The sequence below is a fragment of the Enterobacter sp. JBIWA003 genome (assembly GCF_019968825.1).
In the GTDB taxonomy this organism is placed as follows: Bacteria; Pseudomonadota; Gammaproteobacteria; order Enterobacterales; family Enterobacteriaceae; genus Enterobacter; species Enterobacter quasiroggenkampii.
Genome location: NZ_CP074170.1, coordinates 1863126 through 1885697 on the forward strand (window position 1 = coordinate 1863126; position 22572 = coordinate 1885697).

Below are 22572 nucleotides of genomic sequence, written 5' to 3' on the forward strand. Positions count from 1 at the left end.
TGCGACGGTAGCGGGCCCGGTGGTAAAACGCTTATACGTTAAACGTATAACTGAAAATGCTATGAAAAGAGCTGAGCGTATAGACAGGGTAGAGCTAATGCGGACGTTTGTGCGCATTGTCGAGGCGGGTTCGCTTTCTGCGGCGGCACGGCAGCTGGCGACAACCCAGGCCACGGTAAGCCGACGGTTGCAGTCGCTTGAAACCATGCTGGGCGTGCGCCTGATGTTGCGCACCACCCACACGACGCGGCTAACGGATGACGGCGAGCGCTGCTATCAGCACGCCCGTCGGGTGATCGACAGCTGGCTGGCGCTGGAAGATGAGGTGGGGCAGACGGAAGATGAGCCGGTAGGCGTGCTGCGGGTGCGCGCTCCCCACGCGTTTGGTCAGGACCAGCTTCTGAAACCCGTAACCGAATTTTTGCAACGCTATCCCCAGCTTTCGATTGAGTGGATGCTCAACGATCGGTCGGCAGATTTTCTCGGCGACAATCTTGACTGCGCTATTCGGGTGGGTGTGGAGGTCGATCCGGCGACCGTATCCGTGCTGCTGGCGGAAGTGCCTCGCTCGGTGGTGGCCGCGCCAGCGCTGCTGGCCCGCTTCCCGGCGGTGAATACGCCGGAAGATTTGCAGCAGTTTCCCTGGATAGCCATCAGCTCTTTCTACCAGCGCCACGTGGAGCTATTTCACGATGCTTCGCCCGCCACCGCGCGGATTGCTATTACGCCACGCCTCAGCACCGACAGCCTGTACGTTGCACGCAATACGGCACTGACCGGGCTCGGTGTGGCGGTCGTATCAAGCTGGACGGTACAGGATGATATTCGGGAAGGGCGGCTGGTGCATTTGCTGCCGGAGTGGCAGCCAGCGGCGCTACCGGTGCATCTGGTCTATCCCTGGTCCCGTTATTATCCGGCACGCTTGCGGCGTTTTCTTGAGCTGATGCGGCAGGTCATGCCGGAGGTGACCGGAATGAGGAAGCCCGTACAGCAGCCATAAAAAAAGCCGACCTTAAGGTCGGCTTTTTACTTTCAGCGTTGTTTGTCGTTATTCGACAGACTGTGGACGCGTCGCGGGTGCAGTCGCCTGATGCGTTGCACTGTGACCGCCTGCAGCGCCTTTACCGTCGAAGCTGAATGCCGGGCGAACCCAGTCGCTGTGACGCGGTGCTTCAGGCACGTAATCCGGCGCCGGAGCGCGGGTCATCGGTGCTGTCGCCACGTGGGCAGCGGCTGGTGCAGAGACAACCGGCTCAGGTTTCACTTCAGGCGCTTTCGGTTCTTCAACAACCGGTTCAACCTCAATCTCAACGTCCTGAACGATTTCTTCAGTGGTCGTTTCGACGATGGCTTCAGCGGTGTCTTCCACGGCGGCTACAGGTTCAGCTTCTTCAGCGATTTCCTCAGCCACCACCACATCTTCTTCAGCAATAAGCTGCGGTGCGGCATCAACCGGCGCGGCAATCACTTCCGGATGCGTGGTTTCGACCTCAGCTGCCTGAGGTGCTTCCGCTTCAACAACCTGAGGTTCAACCACGGTTGCCGCTTCAGTCACAACGTCTTCTACCGCTGCCGCAGGTGCAATGATCTCTTCCGCAACTGGCTGTCCTTCAACAACCTGCTCCGGACGCGCTACCGGGTAGCGGATCCAGACTTTGCCGGAAGCCATTTCTGGCGAAGCACAGGCAATGGTCAGTGGCATTGGCGACTGAGTCGGGTAACGCTCGTCACGATAGCGGCGACGGCGCTGACCGCTGACGCGCAGATGACGTGGAGAACGACGTGAACGGCGCGGCATGCCGGCGTTATCACGGTTTTCACCGTTTTCATCCTGCTCAACGTTGTTATCAACGATCGCTGGCAGGTCAACTTTTGCCAGCTGCGTGCCGGTTGCGCTCTCGCGGGTTTCAACCGCGACGATTGCTGACTCTTCGGTTGCTTCGGAGGCGAAGCGGACTTTCTGAGCAAGCTGGCGCTGCTTACGACGCGGCATGACCTGAGTACGTTCTTCCTGCTCGCCGTCCTGCTGTTCAACAGGTTCTTCGCGGTTCAGGTTTTTGACTTCCTGCTGTGCCTGACGCTTCTCGTCGTTACGGCGACGGTTGCGTTCACGGCGCGGCTGCTGGTCGTCACGCTGTTTGCTCTTCTCAGACTCATCGCCCGCCTGCTGGCGAATTTCACGATCTTCAACATTCTGCTGCTGTTTCTCGCGACGGTTGCGACGATTGTCTTCGCGTTGCTCACGGCCTTCATTGTTCTCAGAGCGGTTGTCACGGTTGTCACGACGCTCGCTGCGGTCATTACGATCGCTACGGTCATTACGGTCGCGGCGGTTGTTCTGACGCTTACGGCGGTCCTGCTGACGTTCAGGCTTGGCCGCTTTTGGCTCTTCTTTCGGCTGCTCTGGCTGAACTTCCTCACCGGCAAACATTTTCTTCAGCGCGCCGAAGAAGCGGCTCAGCAGACCCGGCTGCGCCGGCTGGGCTTTCGCTGCCGTTGCTTCTGGTTTCTGCGCCGCAGGTTTGGCCGCTGGTTTTTCCAGGGCTGCTTCCGGTGGGGCTTCTGGCATGATGAAGGTAGCTAACGCAGGCTGCTCTGGCAGTTTACGCTCTGCTGGCTCTTCATCTGAAGGCAGGGCCATCTCTTCTTCGTGCAGCTTCGGCAGCAGGTAGCTGAGCGTTGACGTCTCTTCGCCTTTACGGACACGCAGCACGTGATAGTGCGGGGTTTCCATCTGATCGTTTGGCACGATGATGCAGCGAACGCCACCCTGACGCGCTTCAATGGCACTGACCGCTGCACGTTTTTCGTTCAGCAGGTAAGAGGCAATTGGCACAGGGACAATCGCGTGCACCTCTTTGGTATTCTCTTTCAGCGCTTCTTCTTCAATCAGACGCAGAATCGAGAGGGACAGCGATTCGTTATCACGCACGGTACCGGTGCCGGAGCAGCGCGGACAAACGTGATGGCTGGACTCACCCAGCGACGGGCTCAGACGCTGACGGGACATCTCCAGCAGGCCGAAGCGTGAGATATGGCTAATCTGGATACGCGCACGATCCTGACGCACCGCTTCGCGCAGACGGTTTTCTACCGCACGCTGGTGGCGAACAGGAGTCATGTCGATGAAGTCGATAACAATCAGACCGCCCAGGTCGCGCAGGCGGAGCTGGCGGGCGATTTCATCAGCGGCTTCAAGGTTGGTGTTGAAGGCGGTCTCTTCGATATCGCCACCGCGCGTTGCGCGAGCGGAGTTGATGTCGATAGCGGTCAGCGCTTCAGTGGTATCGATAACGATAGAACCGCCGGACGGCAGGCGCACTTCACGCTGGAAGGCGGATTCAATCTGGGATTCGATCTGATAGTGGCTGAACAGCGGGATTTCACCGGTGTACAGTTTAATTTTGCTGGTGAAATCCGGACGACCCAGCGCGGCGATGTGCTGGCGGGCCAGCTCAAGCACTTTCGGGTTATCGATCAGAATCTCACCGATGTCCTGACGCAGGTAGTCACGGAAGGCACGCACGATCACGTTGCTTTCCTGGTGGATCAGGAACGGAGCAGGGCGGCTTTCCGCTGCTTTCTGGATGGCTTCCCAGTGCTTCAGACGGAAGCTCAGGTCCCACTGCAGCGCTTCGGCGGATTTGCCGACGCCCGCGGTACGCACGATAAGCCCCATGCCATCAGGCAGTTCAAGGCTTGCCAGAGCTTCTTTCAGCTCGGTACGGTCATCACCTTCGATACGGCGAGAGATGCCACCCGCACGCGGGTTGTTAGGCATCAGCACCAGATAGCTCCCTGCCAGGCTGATAAAGGTAGTCAGTGCGGCACCTTTGTTGCCACGCTCTTCTTTATCAATCTGAACGATAACTTCCTGACCTTCACGCAGAACATCTTTGATGTTTGGTCGGCCATGGGCGTTGTAGTTTGCAGGGAAATATTCGCGGGCGATTTCTTTCAGAGGGAGGAAACCATGACGCTCAGCACCGTAATCGACAAATGCAGCTTCAAGGCTTGGTTCAATGCGGGTGATTTTACCTTTGTAAATGTTCGCTTTTTTCTGTTCGTGTCCAGGACTTTCGATATCCAGATCGTACAGGCGCTGCCCATCCACAAGGGCGACACGCAACTCTTCTTGCTGAGTTGCGTTGATTAACATTCTTTTCATCGTAACTTACTCGTTATTCTTACATTGACGACAAAGCTGCGGGCAAGGTGACGCTTTCCGGGGTATGAACCGATGGCCTCGTGTCTGTTCACGTCGCCAACCTCACGGTTGTCGCTCGCTTAAGAGGCGCAGAGTGTCGGTTGCCTGTATTTCATACGGAAACACAGCGCAATTATCAGGGGAATTGCCTGGGTAGAACTCTCCAGAGAACAATCCTTATACCGGGAAGTACTGCAACCCGCAGCCCGCTAACTGCCTGAAAGATCAATACGTCTTACGCCATTGCTGCGTGGATGATCGGTCAGACAAAATTGGTCATTCCGTCAACATCCTTACTTAACCAGGATTTAACACGGAAAACAGCCTCATTATTCCACTGCTCGCCGGGTTATAGCAAGATGACTTTTACCAATTATCACCCGGTTACTCACAGTTTCTTCACTTCAGAATGGCGATTGGTTTAATAACCACCAAATCGGTTGCGCGAAACGGGGGACAGGCCGGATAAAAGTAAATATAAGCATAGAAAAATGAGTGGCGCTAATGGCTGTCGATATTTAGAATCGCCAACCATGAAAACAGAGACTCCAGCCGTAAAAATGGTTGCCATCGCCGACGATGAAGCGGGGCAACGTATCGATAACTTTTTGCGTACCCAGCTGAAAGGGGTGCCAAAGAGCATGATTTATCGCATCCTGCGTAAGGGCGAGGTGCGGGTTAACAAAAAACGCGTGAAGCCTGAGTATAAGCTCGAAGCCGGTGACGAAGTCCGTATTCCGCCGGTGCGCGTGGCAGAGCGTGAAGAAGAGACCGTTTCACCGAAGCTGCAGAAAGTGGCGGCCCTGAGCGATGTCATCCTTTACGAAGACGACCATATTCTGGTGTTGAATAAACCGTCAGGAACGGCAGTCCATGGCGGTAGCGGTCTGAGCTTCGGCGTGATTGAAGGGCTGCGTGCCCTGCGCCCGGAAGCGCGCTTCCTTGAGCTGGTGCACCGTCTTGACCGCGACACTTCAGGCGTCCTGCTGGTGGCGAAAAAGCGTTCCGCGCTGCGTTCCCTGCATGAACAACTGCGTGAAAAAGGGATGCAGAAAGACTATCTGGCGCTGGTGCGCGGCCAGTGGCAGTCCCATGTAAAAGTGGTGCAGGCGCCGCTGCTGAAGAACATTCTGCAAAGCGGTGAGCGTATTGTCCGCGTGAGCCAGGAAGGGAAACCGTCTGAGACGCGCTTTAAGGTTGAAGAGCGCTATGAGTTTGCCACGCTGGTGCGCTGCAGTCCGGTGACCGGTCGTACCCACCAGATCCGTGTGCATACGCAGTTTGCAGGGCACCCCATCGCCTTTGATGACCGCTATGGCGACCGCGAGTTTGATAAGCAGCTGGCGGGGACGGGACTGTCGCGTCTGTTCCTGCATGCGGCAGCGCTGAAGTTTACCCATCCGAATACCGGTGAAGTGATCCGTATTGAAGCGCCGCTGGATGAGCAGCTGAAACGCTGTCTTAAGGTTTTGCGCGGCTGATTTTGTGCCGGGTGGCGCTGCGCTTACCCGGCCTACAAAACCCGTAGGCCCATGCAAGCGAAGCGCCGCTGGGCAAAAGTCACATGATCAGCGGATTACACTCTTCTCGCCGTAACATCTGACACAAGGCAATCAGCGGTAACCCCACCAGGGTGTTGGGATCGCGACCGTCCAGCTTGTCGAACAGCGCAATCCCTAATCCTTCACTTTTAAAGCTCCCCGCGCAGTTCAGCGGTCGCTCACGGCGCACATAATCCATAATCTCTTGCTCGCTGAGATGACGGAAGTGTACGTCGAACGGCTCACACTCGGTTTGCAGATGGCCTGACGCGGAGTTATAGAGGGCCAGGCCCGTATAGAAGGTCACGATAGTACCGCGCGCACGCAGAAGCTGCTGGCAGGCATTTTCCTCAGTATGGGGCTTGCCGGTGATTTCGCCGTCCAGCACGCAAACCTGATCGGAGCCTATAATCAAATGCGAAGGATAGCGTGTGGCCAGCGATTGCGCCTTCTCCTTAGCAAGACGCGTCACCAGATGGCGCGGTGACTCGCCCGGCTGTGGCGTCTCATCCACCTCTGGCGCGGCGCATTCAAACGGGATCCCGAGCTTTTCCAGCAGCATTCGGCGGTAGGGAGACGTGGAAGCAAGGACGAGATTTGGCATATTTTTATCACCAGATATAGCGTATCGATGCCAGCCATTTTAAACTACAGGCCGCAATGTGTGCGAATAATTGGCAAAAGGCAGCTCTGGTTGCCTTTTTCTTTGACTCTATGACGTTACAAAGTTAATATGCGCGCCCTATGCAAAAGGTAAAATTACCCCTGACTCTTGATCCGGTTCGTACGGCTCAAAAACGCCTCGATTACGAAGGTATCTATACTTCCGATCAGGCTGAGCGTATTGCCGAATCCGTAGTCAGTGTGGACAGTGATGTAGAATGCTCCATGTCGTTCGCTATCGACAACCAGCGTCTCGCCGTTTTAACCGGTGATGCAAAGGTGACGGTAACGCTCGAGTGTCAGCGTTGCGGGAAACCGTTTGTACAGCATGTTCACACAACGTATTGTTTCAGTCCGGTTCGTTCTGACGAACAGGCTGAAGCACTCCCGGAAGCGTATGAGCCGATTGAGGTTAACGAATTCGGTGAAATCGATCTTCTGGCTCTGGTTGAAGATGAAATCATCCTCACCTTGCCAGTGGTTCCGGTGCATGATTCTGAACACTGTGAAGTGTCCGAGGCGGACATGGTCTTTGGGGAACTGCCTGATGAAGCGCAAAAACCAAACCCATTTGCCGTATTAGCCAGCTTAAAGCGTAAGTAATTGAGGAGTAAGGTCCATGGCCGTACAACAGAATAAACCAACCCGTTCCAAACGTGGCATGCGTCGTTCCCATGACGCGCTGACTGCAGTTACCAGCCTGTCTGTAGACAAGACTTCTGGTGAGAAACACCTGCGTCACCACATCACCGCTGACGGTTTCTACCGCGGCCGCAAGGTTATCACTAAGTAATCACGCGTCAGCGTGATTAGGCTTAGTGAGGAGCTCCCCGTGCAAACGGGGAACTTACCGAACCAGGCTGCGACGATACCTTGACACGTCTAACCCTGGCGTTAGATGTCATGGGGGGAGATTTTGGCCCTTCCGTGACAGTGCCTGCAGCATTGCAGGCACTGAATTCTAATTCGCAACTCACTCTTCTTTTAGTCGGCAATCCCGACACAATCACGCCATTACTTGCAAAAGCTGACTTTGAACAACGTTCACGTCTGCAGATTATTCCTGCGCAGTCAGTTATTGCCAGTGATGCCCGACCCTCGCAGGCGATTCGTAATAGCCGCGGCAGCTCGATGCGGATAGCGCTGGAGCTGGTGAAAGAAGGTCGAGCCCAGGCTTGCGTTAGCGCGGGAAATACCGGCGCGCTGATGGGGCTGTCGAAATTATTGCTCAAACCGATTGACGGTATTGAGCGTCCGGCGCTGGTGACGGTTTTGCCGCATCAGCAGAAGGGCAAGACGGTAGTGCTCGATTTGGGCGCGAACGTCGATTGTGATAGTACAATGCTGGCTCAGTTTGCCGTCATGGGATCGGTGCTGGCAGAAGAGGTGGTCGGGATCAACACTCCCCGTGTTGCGTTACTGAACATTGGTGAAGAAGAGACCAAAGGCCTGGACAGCATTCGCGAAGCAGCTGAATTGCTCAAACAGGTTCCCTCCATCAACTATATTGGTTATCTCGAAGCCAATGAGTTGTTGACGGGTAAAACGGATGTTCTGGTGTGCGATGGCTTCACCGGGAACGTGACGTTGAAAACCATGGAAGGGGTCGTGCGGATGTTTCTTTCTCTGCTGAAATCACAGGGAGAGGGCAAAAAAAGCGCCTGGTGGCTGATTTTATTGAAGCGTTGGTTACAAAAGAGCCTGACGCGGCGATTCAGTCACCTCAACCCCGACCAGTATAATGGCGCCTGTCTGTTAGGATTGCGCGGCATCGTGATTAAGAGTCATGGTGCCGCCAATCCGCGAGCATTTGCTGTCGCGATTGAACAGGCAGTGCAGGCGGTGCAGCGACAAGTCCCTCAGCGGATTGCCGCTCGCCTGGGATCTGTATTAGCTAAAAGTGACTGAGCGTACATGTATACGAAGATTTTAGGTACCGGCAGCTACCTGCCAAAACAGGTGCGTACCAACGCCGATCTGGAAAAAATGGTAGATACGTCTGACGAGTGGATTGTCACGCGCACAGGTATCCGTGAACGTCGTATTGCCGCGCCAGACGAAACCGTGTCGACCATGGGTTACGAAGCCGCACAGCGTGCTATCGAAATGGCGGGCATTGATAAAGAACAGATCGGTTTGATCGTGGTGGCCACGACGTCTGCCACGCATGCTTTCCCAAGCGCGGCGTGCCAGGTGCAAAACATGCTCGGTATTAAGGGCTGCCCGGCGTTTGACGTCGCTGCCGCATGCGCAGGTTTTACCTATGCGCTGAGCGTAGCCGATCAGTACGTGAAGTCCGGTGCCGTTAAATATGCGCTGGTGATCGGTGCTGACGTGCTGGCGCGTACCTGCGATCCGACCGATCGCGGAACGATCATTATTTTTGGTGATGGTGCGGGTGCGGTGCTGCTGGGGCAGTCCGAAGAGCCGGGTATCATCTCTACGCATCTGCATGCTGACGGCAGCTATGGCGAACTGTTGACCCTGCCTAACGCCGATCGCGTAAATCCGGACAACTCGATTTACCTGACGATGGCAGGGAACGAGGTGTTCAAGGTGGCGGTGACTGAGCTTGCGCACATCGTTGATGAAACGCTGGAAGCGAATAACCTTGAACGCTCCGCACTCGACTGGCTGGTGCCGCATCAGGCGAACCTGCGTATCATCAGCGCAACCGCGAAAAAGCTGGGCATGTCGATGGATAACGTTGTGGTGACGCTGGATCGTCACGGCAACACCTCTGCGGCGTCAGTACCGTGCGCATTTGATGAAGCGGTACGCGACGGGCGAATCAAACGGGGCCAGCTGGTCTTGCTTGAAGCCTTCGGTGGCGGGTTCACCTGGGGTTCCGCGCTGGTTCGTTTCTAGGATAAGGAATAAAAAATGACGCAATTTGCTTTTGTGTTCCCGGGGCAGGGCTCTCAAACCGTTGGGATGTTGTCTGAAATGGCAGCAACCTATCCGGTCATTGAAGAGACTTTCCGTGAAGCTTCTGATGCACTGGGTTATGATTTATGGGCGCTGACCCAGCAGGGTCCTGCCGAAGAGCTGAACAAAACCTGGCAGACCCAGCCCGCGCTGCTGACCGCGTCCGTTGCGCTGTGGCGTGTCTGGCAGCAGCAGGGCGGTAAAGCGCCCGCACTGCTCGCAGGACATAGCCTGGGTGAATACTCAGCGCTGGTTTGTGCCGGTGTGATCGCGTTTGCTGACGCGGTTCGTCTGGTGGAGCTGCGCGGTAAATTCATGCAGGAAGCAGTGCCAGAAGGCACGGGTGGCATGTCAGCCATCATCGGTCTGGATGATGCCGCGATTGCAAAAGCGTGTGAAGAGTCTGCTGAAGGTCAGGTTGTCTCTCCGGTTAACTTCAACTCGCCGGGCCAGGTGGTTATCGCCGGTCATAAAGAAGCGGTTGAGCGTGCCGGTGCAGCCTGTAAAGCGGCGGGGGCGAAACGTGCGCTGCCGCTGCCGGTCAGCGTGCCGTCTCACTGTGCGCTGATGAAGCCCGCTGCCGAGAAACTGGCGGTTGAGCTGGAAAAAATTACGTTTAACGCACCGACAATTTCCGTTGTGAACAACGTCGATGTGAAATGCGAAACCGCGCCGGAAGCTATCCGCGACGCGCTGGTTCGCCAGCTCTACAGCCCGGTACAGTGGACCAAAACCGTTGAGTTTATGGCCTCTCAGGGCGTTGAGCATCTGTATGAAGTCGGCCCAGGGAAAGTCCTCACCGGTCTGACAAAACGTATTGTTGACACCCTGACAGCCTCGGCGATTAACGAGCCGGAAGCGATGTCAGCGGCACTCTCGCAATAAAAGAGGAATACCATGAGTTTTGAAGGAAAAATTGCCCTGGTCACTGGCGCAAGCCGCGGTATCGGGCGTGCAATTGCTGAAACACTGGTTGCGCGCGGCGCGAAGGTGATTGGGACAGCAACCAGCGAGAATGGCGCTCAGGCTATCAGTGAATATCTGGGTGCAAACGGTAAAGGTCTGGTACTGAATGTGACCGAACCTGCATCTATCGAATCTGTTCTGGAAAATATTCGCGCAGAGTTTGGCGAAGTGGATATTCTGGTAAACAACGCCGGGATCACTCGCGATAACCTGTTAATGCGAATGAAAGACGACGAGTGGAACGATATTATCGAAACCAACCTGTCATCTGTATTCCGTCTGTCAAAAGCGGTAATGCGCGCTATGATGAAAAAGCGTCATGGTCGTATTATCACTGTCGGTTCTGTGGTTGGTACCATGGGAAATGCTGGTCAGGCTAACTACGCTGCGGCGAAAGCCGGTCTGATTGGTTTCAGTAAGTCGCTGGCGCGTGAAGTCGCGTCCCGCGGTATTACGGTAAACGTTGTTGCTCCGGGCTTTATTGAAACGGACATGACGCGTGCGCTGACTGATGAGCAGCGTGCGGGTACGCTGGCGGCAGTTCCGGCGGGTCGTCTTGGCGACCCTAAAGAAATCGCCAGTGCGGTTGCATTTTTAGCCTCTGACGAAGCGGGTTACATCACTGGTGAGACCCTCCACGTCAACGGCGGGATGTATATGGTTTAACCACGATGAAAAATATTTGCGTTATTAGGGCGAATGGCCTCAAAATAACGTAAAATCGTGGTAAGAACTGCCGGGATTTAGTTGCAAATTTTTCAACATTTTATACACTACGAAAACCATCGCGAAAGCGAGTTTTGATAGGAAATTTAAGAGTATGAGCACTATCGAAGAACGCGTTAAGAAAATTATCGGCGAACAGCTGGGCGTTAAGCAGGAAGAAGTTGTGAACTCCGCTTCCTTCGTTGAAGACCTGGGCGCAGATTCTCTTGACACCGTTGAGCTGGTAATGGCTCTGGAAGAAGAGTTTGATACTGAGATTCCGGACGAAGAAGCTGAGAAGATCACCACCGTTCAGGCTGCCATTGATTACATCAACGGTCACCAGGCGTAAGTGAACATCTCCAGGCGGTCATTCGACCGCCTGAGTTTTATCTTTTTTAGTCCCACGAATCTCTTTTTTTATCCCTCCCTGGAGGACAAACGTGTCTAAGCGTCGTGTAGTTGTGACCGGACTTGGCATGTTGTCTCCTGTCGGCAATACCGTAGAGTCCACCTGGAAAGCTCTCCTTGCCGGTCAGAGCGGCATCAGCCTAATCGACCATTTCGATACTAGCGCCTATGCAACGAAATTTGCTGGCTTAGTAAAGGATTTTAACTGTGAAGAGATCATCTCGCGCAAAGAGCAGCGCAAGATGGATGCCTTCATTCAATATGGAATTGTCGCTGGCGTTCAGGCCATGCAGGATTCTGGCCTTGTGATTACGGAAGAGAACGCAACCCGTATCGGCGCCGCTATCGGCTCCGGGATTGGCGGTCTTGGCCTGATCGAGGAAAACCATACATCCCTGATGAATGGCGGCCCGCGTAAGATCAGTCCGTTCTTCGTTCCGTCCACGATTGTTAATATGGTGGCAGGTCACCTGACCATCATGTTCGGCCTGCGTGGGCCAAGCATTTCTATCGCCACCGCCTGTACGTCTGGCGTACATAACATCGGCCAGGCCGCGCGCATTATTGCGTACGGCGATGCAGATGCTATGGTTGCCGGCGGTGCTGAAAAAGCCAGTACCCCACTGGGTGTTGGCGGTTTCGGCGCGGCCCGTGCGCTCTCTACCCGCAACGATAATCCACAGGCGGCAAGCCGTCCGTGGGATAAAGACCGTGATGGCTTCGTGTTGGGCGACGGTGCGGGCATGATCGTACTGGAAGAGTACGAACACGCGAAAAAACGCGGTGCGAAAATTTATGCTGAAGTCGTTGGCTTTGGTATGAGCAGCGATGCGTATCACATGACGTCTCCTCCGGAGAACGGTGCAGGTGCTGCGCTGGCGATGGAAAACGCGATCCGTGATGCGGGTATTACCCCGGCTCAGATTGTCTACGTCAACGCCCACGGCACATCTACACCTGCAGGCGATAAAGCGGAAGCTCAGGCGGTTAAGTCTATCTTCGGCGAATCTGCCAGCCGCGTACTGGTGAGCTCCACGAAATCCATGACCGGTCACCTGTTGGGTGCGGCGGGTGCAGTAGAGTCAATCTACTCCATCCTTGCGCTGCGCGATCAGGCTGTTCCACCAACCATCAACCTGGATAACCCGGATGAAGGTTGCGATCTGGACTTCGTTCCTCACGAAGCGCGCCAGGTTAGCGGAATGGAGTATACCCTGTGTAACTCCTTCGGCTTTGGCGGTACCAACGGTTCTCTGATCTTCAAGCGTGTCTAGCAGATCCTGAAGCCAAAAAAACGGAGCGCATTGCGCTCCGTTTTTTTTATGCACTTGATCACTGGTACGTAAAGGTGAGCTGAACGACCGTCCTGAACTCGCCTGCTGTTACCATCCCCGTCGGGGTATACATTCGTGCTGAAAGCGGGAATACCGCACGGCGACTGGTACCGTCGATATTCACTGCCAGCTTGCCCGCGGGCGGGATCTCCTTGAGATGATCGCGGGTCATAATCTGGAGCGCCATACCCGTTGCACTGCCTTGTGCGTTGGCAAATTTCGTGCCGTCATCTTGATCGGCATTGCCGCTGAACAGTGCGGTCACCTGCGTGGTTGAGAGTGGGCAGCCTGTAAGCGTGAGTTCAAAGTCCTGCCACTCGCTGGTATTGCCAACCTTCGTGTAGTCAACGGCGCGAGCCTGATCAAATGTGACGGTCTGTTCTTTGGTGCCCGTATCTACCGTACAGGCGGAAGCGACGACGGTTCCGCTTAAATTGATATCGGCAGCGTACACTACATGCGTTCCACTGACTGCCAACAGACAAGCAAGAGCAAGAAGCCGTTTAGTTTTTTGTTGCGCCATTGTCCTGTCCCGACTTACTGGTAGGTAAAGGTTGCCTGCACCTGGCCAACGATAGTCCCGGGCAGTACGTTGCCGGTTGATACGGCGCGAGCGCGCATGGCAAGGTCATAGCTGTGAGACGCGGGAATCGCAACGTTTTGCAATGTTGCCCCATTCTTGTAGGCGTTATTACTGGTGCTGTCCGTCAGCTCCAGTTTCAGGTTGGTGGCCGTTCCCGTGTTTTTGTAATAATTCCCGTCGGTATCAGCGGTACCGGCAAAGGCGACGCTGAAAGAGGTGGTCGAGGCGGGGCAACCGGTGAGTCGAAGCGTGACGTCAGTCCAGGCCGTGGCGCTGCCGCTGGTTGCCAGCGAATCTGCCTGAATATTATCGCCTAAGTTAACGGCCATAGAATCGTTGTTGCCATTCACGACGCAGGGAGAAGCAACCACTTTACCCGTAATATCAATATTGACCGCATGGCTGGCCGCAGAGAACAATCCGCTACAGGCCAGTAAACCGATAATCATCTTCTTTCCGTATATGATGTGCATAAATAATCCTTATTAGTTGTAGATCATTTTGAGTTCAATCGCTGATTTGACGTTTCCAGCCGTAACGTTTTCGGCATCGTTAACGTAATAAGCGACTTTGAAGTCGGGGATTTTATAATCACCAGAACCGGTATATCCGTTTAGCGGTACCGCTGTATTTACCGCATGCGGCGTTCCGTCGGCATTCTGCACCTGGATATAGACATTCTGTGCATATCCGTCGCCACTGACGGTTTTCATCACGCCATTTGCCGCATCCTGGGTTCCGTATACGGCAGAGAAGTTGTAGGAGATACCGTCAACTGCACCGGGGCAATTTGTCAGAGAGATGGATGGAGAGGCGGTCGCGAACTGCGCCCCGTTTTGCAGAACATTACCGTACAGCGTAGGCAGTGCGATCTCTGTTGGAGCATTAACCGTGCATGCACCCGCCGTAGGCTGCGTGCTTATTCCGGACATGATAACGCCTGACATCGCTGCGGTACCTTCGCCGTCCGGGTTATAGACATTGAGGGTCACCGTCGGCATCTGGGTAATACGGCCCGCTGGCACCTTATCTAGCAGTCTGACGAGTCGGTATTTCAAATGGTAATAGGAGGTTTTCCACGTACCGCTGGTAACGGCAGTGAGATTGAGCCGATAGTTAGGTGCCGTTGTGGTTTCAGCAGGTGTAAAACCGCTTAAACCCGGTACAACGTAAAACTGGATACCAATCCCGGGGTTGCTTGTTAGCCATGAGACGCCATCACCGCTCAGCGTGCCATTGACCGAGAGTTCCATATAGGATTGGTTACCTTCACTGCTGTTGATTTCATATTTGATAGAACCCGAGTCGTGCCAGCTGCTGCTGGTTTCACCCACTGCAGCGGGAACGGTGAAATCATCAAGGTCATAAGTCATCACATGGAAGTTAACGACCGAAAAATAGTCAGCATGGGCGGGGATTATGGCGAAAAAGGTGCTCATAATCATCGCGGTGAATATAGATAGCTTCTTCATTGCTTGAGTCTCTCTATTGGCAGGTGGCATTGAGTTCAATCACGCCGCTTGCCGGGGGCTCTTCCGAAAGACGGTAGCTGACGCTGCACTGTTCTTTTGAAGCATTACCCCATTTCAGCAGCAAGGAGCCTTTCTGCGGCATGCCGGTTAAATAAACCTGCCCGCTGTCGCCAACAATGTTCCCTGACGCATTGTCGGAAGCGGTCACCATCGCCCCAAACGGTACGGGTTCGCCATTGCTTCGAATCAGCGTCATCAGTACGCGTTTACCGACACGCGTATCAAAATGCGCACGGACGATTGCACCGCGGGTAGGGGTGATCTTCTGGCTGGATAGCTCTACGTCAGCACTCTCTGGCAGAGTGGCGGTATCCAGCGACAGCGTGGATTCCCGGTACGGCGTCACATAAGGGACGACCGTGTAACCACGAAAGTCGGTTCTGACCCCCGTCTGGTTACTCACCGAGACGCCGTTCGCGCCAGGGGCTTCCACCAGCGCGGCTGTTTCACCCAGTGCCTGGCTCAGCGTCACACCATGGGCATGGGCAACAATGCCGCCCTCAATGCCGTAGTTAACACGCTTCTGGTCGTGATCGTAGCTGTAGGCGCTATTCACCCGGGCATAGGTGCCCTGATAGTCCAGGCTGGCATAGCCACCGTTGCCTTCACCGTGGTTGGTTTGACTCTCCTGAACGTTCCAGTTGAGGTTGCGATCCTCGAGCAGCGACCCGTTCAACCCGACGTTATGGCTGGTATCGCCGCGCTTGCTGGTATTCAGGCTGTAAGTGGCGTAGCTGTTGCTCAACCAGCTATCGAGCGGTACGGTAATACTTAACGAGAAAATCTGGTCCTCGTCGTAAATTTTGTCGTTCTCCGAATCGGTCGTGTTGCGGTTATAGCTGTAGCTAAGGTTGTAGGTGATGCCTGACCAGCTGTTGCTATAGCCAACGCCGATCGAACGCATTTTCCGATCGCTGTTCCAGTAGTCCTCGCTCATCGTCGTTAATGACAGTGAGCCAAATTTCTCACCAATATTCTGGTTCAGGAGAAACTCGGCGCGGTTACGTCGGCGATCGTTATTTGTGCGCCACGCGTCGTCACGCCAGGTATCCAGCACTTCAGACAGGGTATAATAGCCTGAGGTGGAATAGCGGTATCCGGCGATAGAGATGTTTGTCCCCGTTTCCAGAATGTTTTTACTGTAGCGAACGCGCCATGACTGGCCGCTCTCTTTATCCTGATCCTTCTGGCTGGACCATGCCTGTGTGCCATCAATGGATACCGCGCCAATCGTACCGAAGTTCTTACCAACACCGCTGAGCAAAGACTGATAGTGCTGCGAGAACTGACCGCCGCCATATACCGTAAACCCGGCCGGCAGACCGTAAATGGCAGTAGCCTGGGTAAACATCTCTTTGTCGATATCGCCATCATAGGGTCGATACTGACCGCTGGTCAGACTGAACTTAACGCGTCCTTCGCGCTGCAGGACGGGTAATGAGGCGAATGCAACGGTCTGATGCTGTTCGCTGCCGTCAGCCTCTTTGATCGTGACATCAAGATCGCCGCTGCTTCCTGTCGGGTACATATCGGTGATTTCAAAGGCACCGGGCGAGACGTAGCTCTGGTAAATGGTGTAGCCGTTTTGCTTAATAATCACCTGAGCGTTCGTGCGGGCGATGCCACGCACGACCGGCGCGTAGCCGCGCAGGCTGTCCGGCAGCATGTCATCATCAGATGCGAGCTGTGCGCCGCGAAACGGCACGCTGTCGAACATGTCCGACGGCGCGTTGCTGTCCCCGACGGTCAGCTGGCTTTTTAGGGAAATAATGTTGCGCTGTGCGTAGGTGTAGATGGAATCCCAGCTTTCCTGCGTGTCGCTGCCGTTAGTGCTGCGGTTCCAGGTACTGTAGTTACGGATACGCCACGGCCCAACGTTGAGTCCCGGACGCAGGCTCAGGTAGTAGTTATCAGAGTCAGGTATTTCACTGCGTCGGCCTTGCGTATTATCGCCGCTGAAGTTGTAGTTAAGCAGCAGGGCATTAATACCTTCATCAAGCTGTTCGGGTGGTACATAGCCTCGCGCCTGCGCGTTGATAGCCGCCTGTGGAAAAGAAAGCTGCAGCTGCTGGCGTTCGAAAATAAATTTGGCGCTAGCCTGAGGAATGACGCTTAAATCGGCGCAACTGCCCGTAAGGGCAGGAAACTGTTCGAGGCGTACACCCAACTCACGTAATATTTCTGTGCTGAGACACGGCTGGAGTGAACTGTTGCCAGCGGCGTCTTTTTTTAGTGCGAATTCGATGTCGCGTGTGCCGAATACGGTGTTATTGAGAACCACGTCAACACGGTAGGTGCCTGGCATCTGGCCAACGCCTTCCTCAAAGGCAGACAGGTCGGTCAGGTCTTTGCCCGGGCCGTCAATTCCCAGAAGTGCCGGATCAAAGTATTCACGGGCCATTGCGCTATTACATAGCGGCAGGGCGCACTGCAAGGCGATAAAGCAGGCAAGTTGACTCAATGTCATTGTTTTTTTGTATGCGTCTGCATGCATCCCGATATCCTTTCGGTAATGGTGTTAGAGGCGCGCGCGATGCTCGTCGCCAACGGAACCAAAATCATCAATCAATGTCCAGGTCACATCCCCGCTGGCATTAATGGGAAGGGTGAAGCTGGCTGAGCTCATCGGTGCAACATAGGTAGCGTCCGTTACCACGCCGGTCCCGACCTTGAGCTTGCTAAAGTTCATGTAATACGCCGTGGGATTGGTCACCGTGAGTGTGTTTCCACTGCGCTGCCAGCGGAGCTTGCCGGTGAGCGCTTCCGGTTGCTGCGTTAAGAATGTCGGGCGGTAGATCAACTTGATTCGCGTTTTAACCGCAATTTGCAGGGTGTTGGCGTTGTCCTGCTTTTCGGTGGCCGGAATGGATTTAATATTCATCCAGTAAAGCGATTCGCGATCTTCCGGCAGGTTGCCACCCGTACGTATGATGCGCAGCGTGTTTTCCTGGCCAGATCCAAGGCGAAAGAGGGGCGGAGTCACCATGAAGGGGGATTTATCCGCGCTGTTTTCACCCGCATCACTCCATGACTGAATGAGATAGGATGATTTATCAGGGTTTTTAACGCTAAGAGAGATCTCTTTTTTATCGCCGTTATAAATAACGCGCGTTCCACCGACAATAACGCCAGCCTGCGCTGACGCCGTAACGGTAAGCACGGTTGCGGCAATAAAGGGGATGTATTTATTCATGGCATTACCTTAAAAATAAAGCCGGAGCACTTCCGGCTTTATGCGTTTCATATTACGGACAAACCGTTTTTAGCAATTAGTTATAGGTCAGCGTAAAGTTGACGGAACCATTCGCGCTCCCGCCAGTGACTGCCGCTTTGGTTGCAATATAGCGAGCGAAGAAATCGAGTTTGGTTGACTCAGGTGCAGTTGTGCTGCCTTTAATGTTGATGGCTTTAGACGCGGTACCGAGCGGCAGTGCCGTGCTGTCAGCGTTCAATAACTGAATTGCAACGCCGTCGGCAACCCCGGTAGTGCCATAGCCCGTGAGCTGCAGATAGTCATTGTTGAGGGTATCAGGTGTACCGTCATACTTAACGGAGACCGGTTTGCCCAGCAGGTCTGCCGGGCAGCCACTTAACACCAGTGAAAATTTGGTGGTGGCTGCGGTGTCACCGGCGGCAGCGAATGCCGTTTTTGCCACTTCACCCATTTTCACAGACTGTGGGTTGGTGACGCTGCTGTCGACCTGGCAGCCTGCCTCAATAATTTTACCCGTGAAGTTGACGGTACCGTCCTGTGCCATCGCTGACGATGCCATACCCATGGCGGTAAGCAGTGCCGCAGCAGCCAATTTTCCTTTCATTTCAGAAGTTCCTTTCTTGGTTTATTTTCTTTGCGAATATTAAGCAAGCTCACCCGAGGGTAAACTTGCTTAATACATAATGACGTGTTATTTCATCTGCAAAGTCTTGTTGCATCCGTTAATTATTTGTCAGGAGTATATTTATTTGTGTCTTTGTTAACTATAAACTTAATTTAAAAAACAATTTTAATTTTTCTAAATTCATTTCTGACATAAATAATAGGGGTGTATTTTATCTGTTGTTTTTATTTCGGAATAAAATATTTTTCCCTTCACGGTGACGTTTAAACGGCGTCACTTGCAATAAAAAAATATTAATATTCAGAAACATCTATTCGATTCCTGCATGCAAAAAGCTTGCGATGCTGTCCTTCACCTGACACTCTGGTACGCCTGTGTACGGAGGGCCCCATGTTTCTGATTAATGGTGAAGTGATTGATAAACTGGCAGCAAACGATCGTGGAGTTCAGTTTGGTGACGGCTGTTTCACCACTGCACGTATTGATGCCGGAAATGTTGTGATGTTAGCGCGCCATCTGGCTCGCCTTCAGGACGCCTGTACCCGACTGGCTATCCCGTTTCAGGACTGGGAGTTACTCAGTGACGAAATGCGTCGCCTGGCACAGCCTTATGCGGAGGGCGTCCTGAAAGTGACGATCACCCGCGGGGCGGGGGGGCGAGGTTACAGTACGGCAGGGTGTCAGCATCCAACGCGCATCCTTCATGTTTCCCCTTATCCTTCTCACTATGTCCGCTGGAAAGCAGACGGCGTGACGCTGGCGCCCAGCCCGGTATCACTCGGGCGTAATCCTTATCTGGCGGGTCTCAAGCATCTGAATCGCCTTGAACAGGTCTTAATTCGTACTCATCTTGAACAGACGGACGCTGATGAGGCGTTGGTCCTTGACAGCGAAGGGTTCGTTACGGAATGCTGTGCGGCTAATTTGTTCTGGCGACAGGGCAGGAGCGTGTTCACCCCCGCTCTGGATCAGGCTGGCGTGAACGGCATAATGCGCCAATTTTGTTTGCAGCAGCTGGCACACTCTGACTTTCACGTTGTCGAAGTTAACGCAAAGGAAGAGGTGCTACAGACTGCTGATGAAGTCATTATTTGTAACGCGCTGATGCCTGTTGTGCCCGTTCGCGCCTGCGGCCAGCTACGCTGGTCGTCGCGCGAGCTGTTTCAGTTTTTAGCCCCGATATGTGAGCAAACCAGATAGTCATGAAAAAAATGTTGCGCTTTGTCCTTCTCCTCATTGTTGCGCTGGGCGTTGCTGGCGGAGCAGGCGTATGGAAAGTTCGCCAGCTGGCGGACAGCAAGATCCTGGTTAATGACGAAACGATCTTTACCCTGAAAGCGGGAACCGGCCGCCAGGCGCTTGGGGAACAGCTCTACGGTGATAAAATTATCAATCGTCCACGGGTATTCCAGTGGTTATTGCGTGTGGAGCCTGAACTGTCACATTTCAAAGCCGGTACCTATCGCTTTACGCCGGGAATGACCGTCAGAGAGATGCTGCAGCTGCTGGAAAGCGGCAAAGAAGCCCAGTTCCCTCTGCGATTTGTGGAAGGGATGCGCCTGAGTGATTACCTCAAACAGCTGCGCGATGCGCCGTATATCAAACATACTCTAAAGGATGACAGCTACCAGACGGTGGCCGATGTGCTCAAGTTTGAGCATCCCGAATGGGTGGAAGGCTGGTTCTGGCCAGATACCTGGATGTACACCGCCGGTACGACCGATGTGGCGATCCTGAAGCGGGCGCACAAAAAAATGGTCGCCGCCGTGGATGCGGCCTGGGAAGGGCGAATGGAGGGGTTACCCTATAAAGATCAAAACCAGTTTGTCACCATGGCCTCGATCATCGAGAAAGAGACCGCCGTTGCCGCCGAGCGCGATCGGGTGGCGTCAGTATTTATCAACCGTCTGCGCATTGGTATGCGCCTGCAAACCGACCCTACCGTCATCTACGGCATGGGCGAGAGCTACACGGGCAAGATTTCCAGAAAAGATCTGGAGACGCCAACGGCGTATAATACCTACGTGATTAGCGGTTTACCGCCTGGCCCGATTGCCACGCCGAGCGAGGCTTCTCTCAAAGCCGCCGCGCATCCGGCGAAAACACCGTATCTCTATTTTGTGGCTGATGGAAAAGGGGGACACACCTTTAACACCAACCTTGCCAGCCACAATCGCTCTGTTCAGGACTATCTGAAGGCACTTAAGGAAAAAAATGCGCAGTAAATACATTGTCATTGAGGGACTCGAAGGGGCGGGTAAAACCACCGCCCGCAACGTGGTGGTGGATACGCTGAAATCGCTTGGCGTCGCCGACATGGTCTTCACCCGCGAGCCGGGCGGTACGCAACTTGCGGAGAAACTGCGCAGCCTGGTGCTGGATATTAAATCCGTTGGCGACGAAGTTATCACTGACAAAGCCGAAGTATTAATGTTCTACGCGGCGCGCGTACAGCTGGTTGAGACGGTGATCAAACCCGCCCTGGCCGATGGCAAGTGGGTAATCGGCGATCGTCACGATCTGTCGACTCAGGCTTATCAGGGCGGTGGACGCGGTATTGACCAGACCATGCTGGCAACGCTGCGCAATGCCGTACTGGGGGATTTTCGCCCCGACCTGACGCTCTATCTGGATGTGACCCCGGAAGTGGGTCTTAAACGCGCCCGCGCGCGCGGCGAGCTCGACCGCATTGAACAAGAGTCGTTTGATTTCTTTAACCGCACCCGTGCGCGCTATCTTGAGCTGGCCGCACAGGACAGCTCCATTCGTACCATCGATGCAACGCAATCCCTGGATGAGGTGACGCGTGACATTCAGCAAACCGTGACGCAGTGGGTGCAGGAGCAGCAGGCATGAAATGGTATCCATGGTTGCGCCCGCACTTTGAACAGCTGATCGGCAGCTATCAGGCGGGGCGGGGGCATCATGCGTTACTGATTCAGGCATTGCCGGGAATGGGCGATGATGCATTGATTTATGCCATCACCCGTTTTCTGATGTGCCAGCAGCCTGAAGGGCATAAAAGCTGCGGCAAATGCCGTGGCTGTCAGCTGATGCAGGCGGGCACACATCCTGACTACTACACGCTTGAGCCTGAGAAGGGGAAAAGCGCGCTCGGTATCGATGCCGTGCGGGAAGTCAGTGAAAAATTGTACGAACACGCGCGGCTGGGCGGCGCTAAAGTGGTCTGGCTTAAAGACGCCACGCAGCTGACCGAGGCGGCAGCTAACGCCCTGCTGAAAACTCTGGAAGAGCCGCCGGTAAAAACGTGGTTTTTCCTCTCGTGCCGTGACCCGGGACGCTTGCTGGCGACGCTGCGCAGCCGCTGTCGTCTTCATCACCTTGCTGTGCCTCAGGAATCGTGGGCGCTGAGCTGGCTGGAGCGAGAGGTGACAACGTCACCTGAGAGTGCGTTGTCCGCCTTGCGCCTGAGCAGCGGCGCGCCCGCAGCGGCGCTGGCATTGCTGCAGCCTGACGTCTGGTCACAGCGAGAAACGCTTTGCCGGGCCGTCGAAATGGCACTGAATAACCACGACTGGCTAAGCGTATTGCCTGCGCTTAACAGCGATCAGGCCGTTGAGCGTCTGCACTGGCTGGCCTCGTTGCTGCTGGATGCCCTCAAACTTCAGCAAGGGGCAACGCTGCTGACCAACCCGGACGCGTGGACACTGGTGAATACGCTGGCGAACCGCCTCTCAGGGACGATTCTTCATGCGATGCTTCATGAAATTTGCCAGAGTCGAGAACAGCTTTTAACCGTGACGGGTCTTAATCGCGAGCTTTTACTGACCGACCAGTTACTGCGTATTGAACACTACCTGCAACCCGGCACCACACCGCCGGTTTCCCATCTCTGAGAGAGA

At 54.5% G+C, this 22572-nt stretch carries 22 protein-coding genes; 14 read left to right on the forward strand and 8 right to left on the reverse strand.

What is annotated here, in order from left to right; all coding sequences use genetic code 11:
* Positions 1 to 61: 61 nt before the first annotated feature.
* Positions 62 to 1000, forward strand: a complete 939-nt coding sequence (locus tag KGP25_RS08855; protein WP_048027425.1) for a LysR family transcriptional regulator — start codon at positions 62 to 64, stop codon at positions 998 to 1000.
* A gap of 48 nt (positions 1001 to 1048) precedes the next feature.
* Here KGP25_RS08855 and rne read toward each other — a convergent pair whose 3' ends face one another.
* Positions 1049 to 4168 (reverse strand): ribonuclease E, encoded by a 3120-nt coding sequence (gene rne, locus KGP25_RS08860; RefSeq protein WP_223540273.1) that lies wholly within the window; start codon positions 4166 to 4168, stop codon positions 1049 to 1051.
* A 572-nt stretch (positions 4169 to 4740) separates the two neighbouring features.
* On the opposite strand from rne, the gene rluC reads away from it, so the two are divergent.
* Positions 4741 to 5688: a 23S rRNA pseudouridine(955/2504/2580) synthase RluC gene (rluC, locus tag KGP25_RS08865; protein ID WP_048027428.1), complete on the forward strand. Its 948-nt coding sequence runs from the start codon at positions 4741 to 4743 to the stop codon at positions 5686 to 5688.
* A gap of 79 nt (positions 5689 to 5767) precedes the next feature.
* On the opposite strand, the gene KGP25_RS08870 is transcribed toward rluC, so the two are convergent.
* The gene (locus tag KGP25_RS08870) at positions 5768 to 6352 is read right to left on the reverse strand and encodes a nucleoside triphosphate pyrophosphatase (protein ID WP_048027429.1); all 585 of its coding nucleotides are present in this window, start codon (positions 6350 to 6352) and stop codon (positions 5768 to 5770) included.
* Positions 6353 to 6492: 140 nt separating this feature from the next.
* Here KGP25_RS08870 and yceD point away from each other — a divergent pair, with 140 nt between their 5' ends.
* From yceD to fabF, 8 genes are all read left to right on the forward strand, one after another.
* Positions 6493 to 7014 carry a 23S rRNA accumulation protein YceD gene (gene yceD, locus KGP25_RS08875; protein WP_014883375.1) on the forward strand — a complete coding sequence of 174 codons (522 nt, stop codon included), beginning with the start codon at positions 6493 to 6495 and terminating at the stop codon, positions 7012 to 7014.
* Positions 7015 to 7030: 16 nt separating this feature from the next.
* Positions 7031 to 7204 (forward strand): 50S ribosomal protein L32, encoded by a 174-nt coding sequence (gene rpmF, locus KGP25_RS08880; protein WP_003857964.1) that lies wholly within the window; start codon positions 7031 to 7033, stop codon positions 7202 to 7204.
* 80 nt (positions 7205 to 7284) lie between these two features.
* Positions 7285 to 8319, forward strand: coding sequence for a phosphate acyltransferase PlsX (plsX, locus tag KGP25_RS08885; RefSeq protein WP_223540274.1), 1035 nt, complete (start codon positions 7285 to 7287; stop codon positions 8317 to 8319).
* A 6-nt stretch (positions 8320 to 8325) separates the two neighbouring features.
* Positions 8326 to 9279: a beta-ketoacyl-ACP synthase III gene (locus tag KGP25_RS08890; protein ID WP_008500797.1), complete on the forward strand. Its 954-nt coding sequence runs from the start codon at positions 8326 to 8328 to the stop codon at positions 9277 to 9279.
* A 15-nt stretch (positions 9280 to 9294) separates the two neighbouring features.
* The gene (gene fabD / locus KGP25_RS08895) at positions 9295 to 10224 is read left to right on the forward strand and encodes an ACP S-malonyltransferase (RefSeq protein WP_045910200.1); all 930 of its coding nucleotides are present in this window, start codon (positions 9295 to 9297) and stop codon (positions 10222 to 10224) included.
* Positions 10225 to 10236: 12 nt separating this feature from the next.
* Positions 10237 to 10971 carry a 3-oxoacyl-ACP reductase FabG gene (gene fabG / locus KGP25_RS08900; RefSeq protein WP_008500795.1) on the forward strand — a complete coding sequence of 245 codons (735 nt, stop codon included), beginning with the start codon at positions 10237 to 10239 and terminating at the stop codon, positions 10969 to 10971.
* Between the two features lie 154 nt (positions 10972 to 11125).
* Positions 11126 to 11362, forward strand: coding sequence for an acyl carrier protein (gene acpP / locus KGP25_RS08905; RefSeq protein ID WP_003857954.1), 237 nt, complete (start codon positions 11126 to 11128; stop codon positions 11360 to 11362).
* A gap of 91 nt (positions 11363 to 11453) precedes the next feature.
* Positions 11454 to 12695 carry a beta-ketoacyl-ACP synthase II gene (gene fabF, locus KGP25_RS08910; RefSeq protein ID WP_223540275.1) on the forward strand — a complete coding sequence of 414 codons (1242 nt, stop codon included), beginning with the start codon at positions 11454 to 11456 and terminating at the stop codon, positions 12693 to 12695.
* 58 nt (positions 12696 to 12753) lie between these two features.
* Here fabF and KGP25_RS08915 read toward each other — a convergent pair whose 3' ends face one another.
* From KGP25_RS08915 to KGP25_RS08940, 6 genes are all read right to left on the reverse strand, one after another.
* Complete coding sequence (locus KGP25_RS08915) at positions 12754 to 13278, reverse strand: fimbrial protein (RefSeq protein WP_348984750.1); 525 nt, start codon at positions 13276 to 13278, stop codon at positions 12754 to 12756.
* A 14-nt stretch (positions 13279 to 13292) separates the two neighbouring features.
* The gene (locus tag KGP25_RS08920) at positions 13293 to 13811 is read right to left on the reverse strand and encodes a fimbrial protein (protein WP_223540277.1); all 519 of its coding nucleotides are present in this window, start codon (positions 13809 to 13811) and stop codon (positions 13293 to 13295) included.
* Positions 13812 to 13823: 12 nt separating this feature from the next.
* Positions 13824 to 14810: a fimbrial protein gene (locus KGP25_RS08925; RefSeq protein WP_223540278.1), complete on the reverse strand. Its 987-nt coding sequence runs from the start codon at positions 14808 to 14810 to the stop codon at positions 13824 to 13826.
* Positions 14811 to 14823: 13 nt separating this feature from the next.
* The gene (locus tag KGP25_RS08930; RefSeq protein WP_223540279.1) at positions 14824 to 17364 is read right to left on the reverse strand and encodes a fimbria/pilus outer membrane usher protein; all 2541 of its coding nucleotides are present in this window, start codon (positions 17362 to 17364) and stop codon (positions 14824 to 14826) included.
* 24 nt (positions 17365 to 17388) lie between these two features.
* Complete coding sequence (locus KGP25_RS08935) at positions 17389 to 18063, reverse strand: molecular chaperone (RefSeq protein ID WP_223540280.1); 675 nt, start codon at positions 18061 to 18063, stop codon at positions 17389 to 17391.
* A 76-nt stretch (positions 18064 to 18139) separates the two neighbouring features.
* On the reverse strand, positions 18140 to 18688 hold the full coding sequence (locus KGP25_RS08940; protein ID WP_167212705.1) for a fimbrial protein: 549 nt from the start codon (positions 18686 to 18688) through the stop codon (positions 18140 to 18142).
* A gap of 411 nt (positions 18689 to 19099) precedes the next feature.
* On the opposite strand from KGP25_RS08940, the gene pabC reads away from it, so the two are divergent.
* The 4 genes from pabC to holB are packed head-to-tail and all read left to right on the forward strand — an operon-like array spanning position 19100 to position 22566.
* Positions 19100 to 19909, forward strand: coding sequence for an aminodeoxychorismate lyase (gene pabC / locus KGP25_RS08945; RefSeq protein WP_223540281.1), 810 nt, complete (start codon positions 19100 to 19102; stop codon positions 19907 to 19909).
* Positions 19910 to 19911: 2 nt separating this feature from the next.
* Positions 19912 to 20934, forward strand: coding sequence for a cell division protein YceG (gene yceG, locus KGP25_RS08950; protein ID WP_223540282.1), 1023 nt, complete (start codon positions 19912 to 19914; stop codon positions 20932 to 20934).
* A complete protein-coding gene (gene tmk / locus KGP25_RS08955; RefSeq protein ID WP_045910204.1) occupies positions 20924 to 21565 on the forward strand; it encodes a dTMP kinase in 642 nt (213 codons plus the stop codon). Before yceG ends, tmk begins: the two co-directional genes overlap by 11 nt.
* The gene (gene holB, locus KGP25_RS08960; protein ID WP_048027447.1) at positions 21562 to 22566 is read left to right on the forward strand and encodes a DNA polymerase III subunit delta'; all 1005 of its coding nucleotides are present in this window, start codon (positions 21562 to 21564) and stop codon (positions 22564 to 22566) included. Before tmk ends, holB begins: the two co-directional genes overlap by 4 nt.
* The last annotated feature ends 6 nt before the right edge of the window (positions 22567 to 22572 follow it).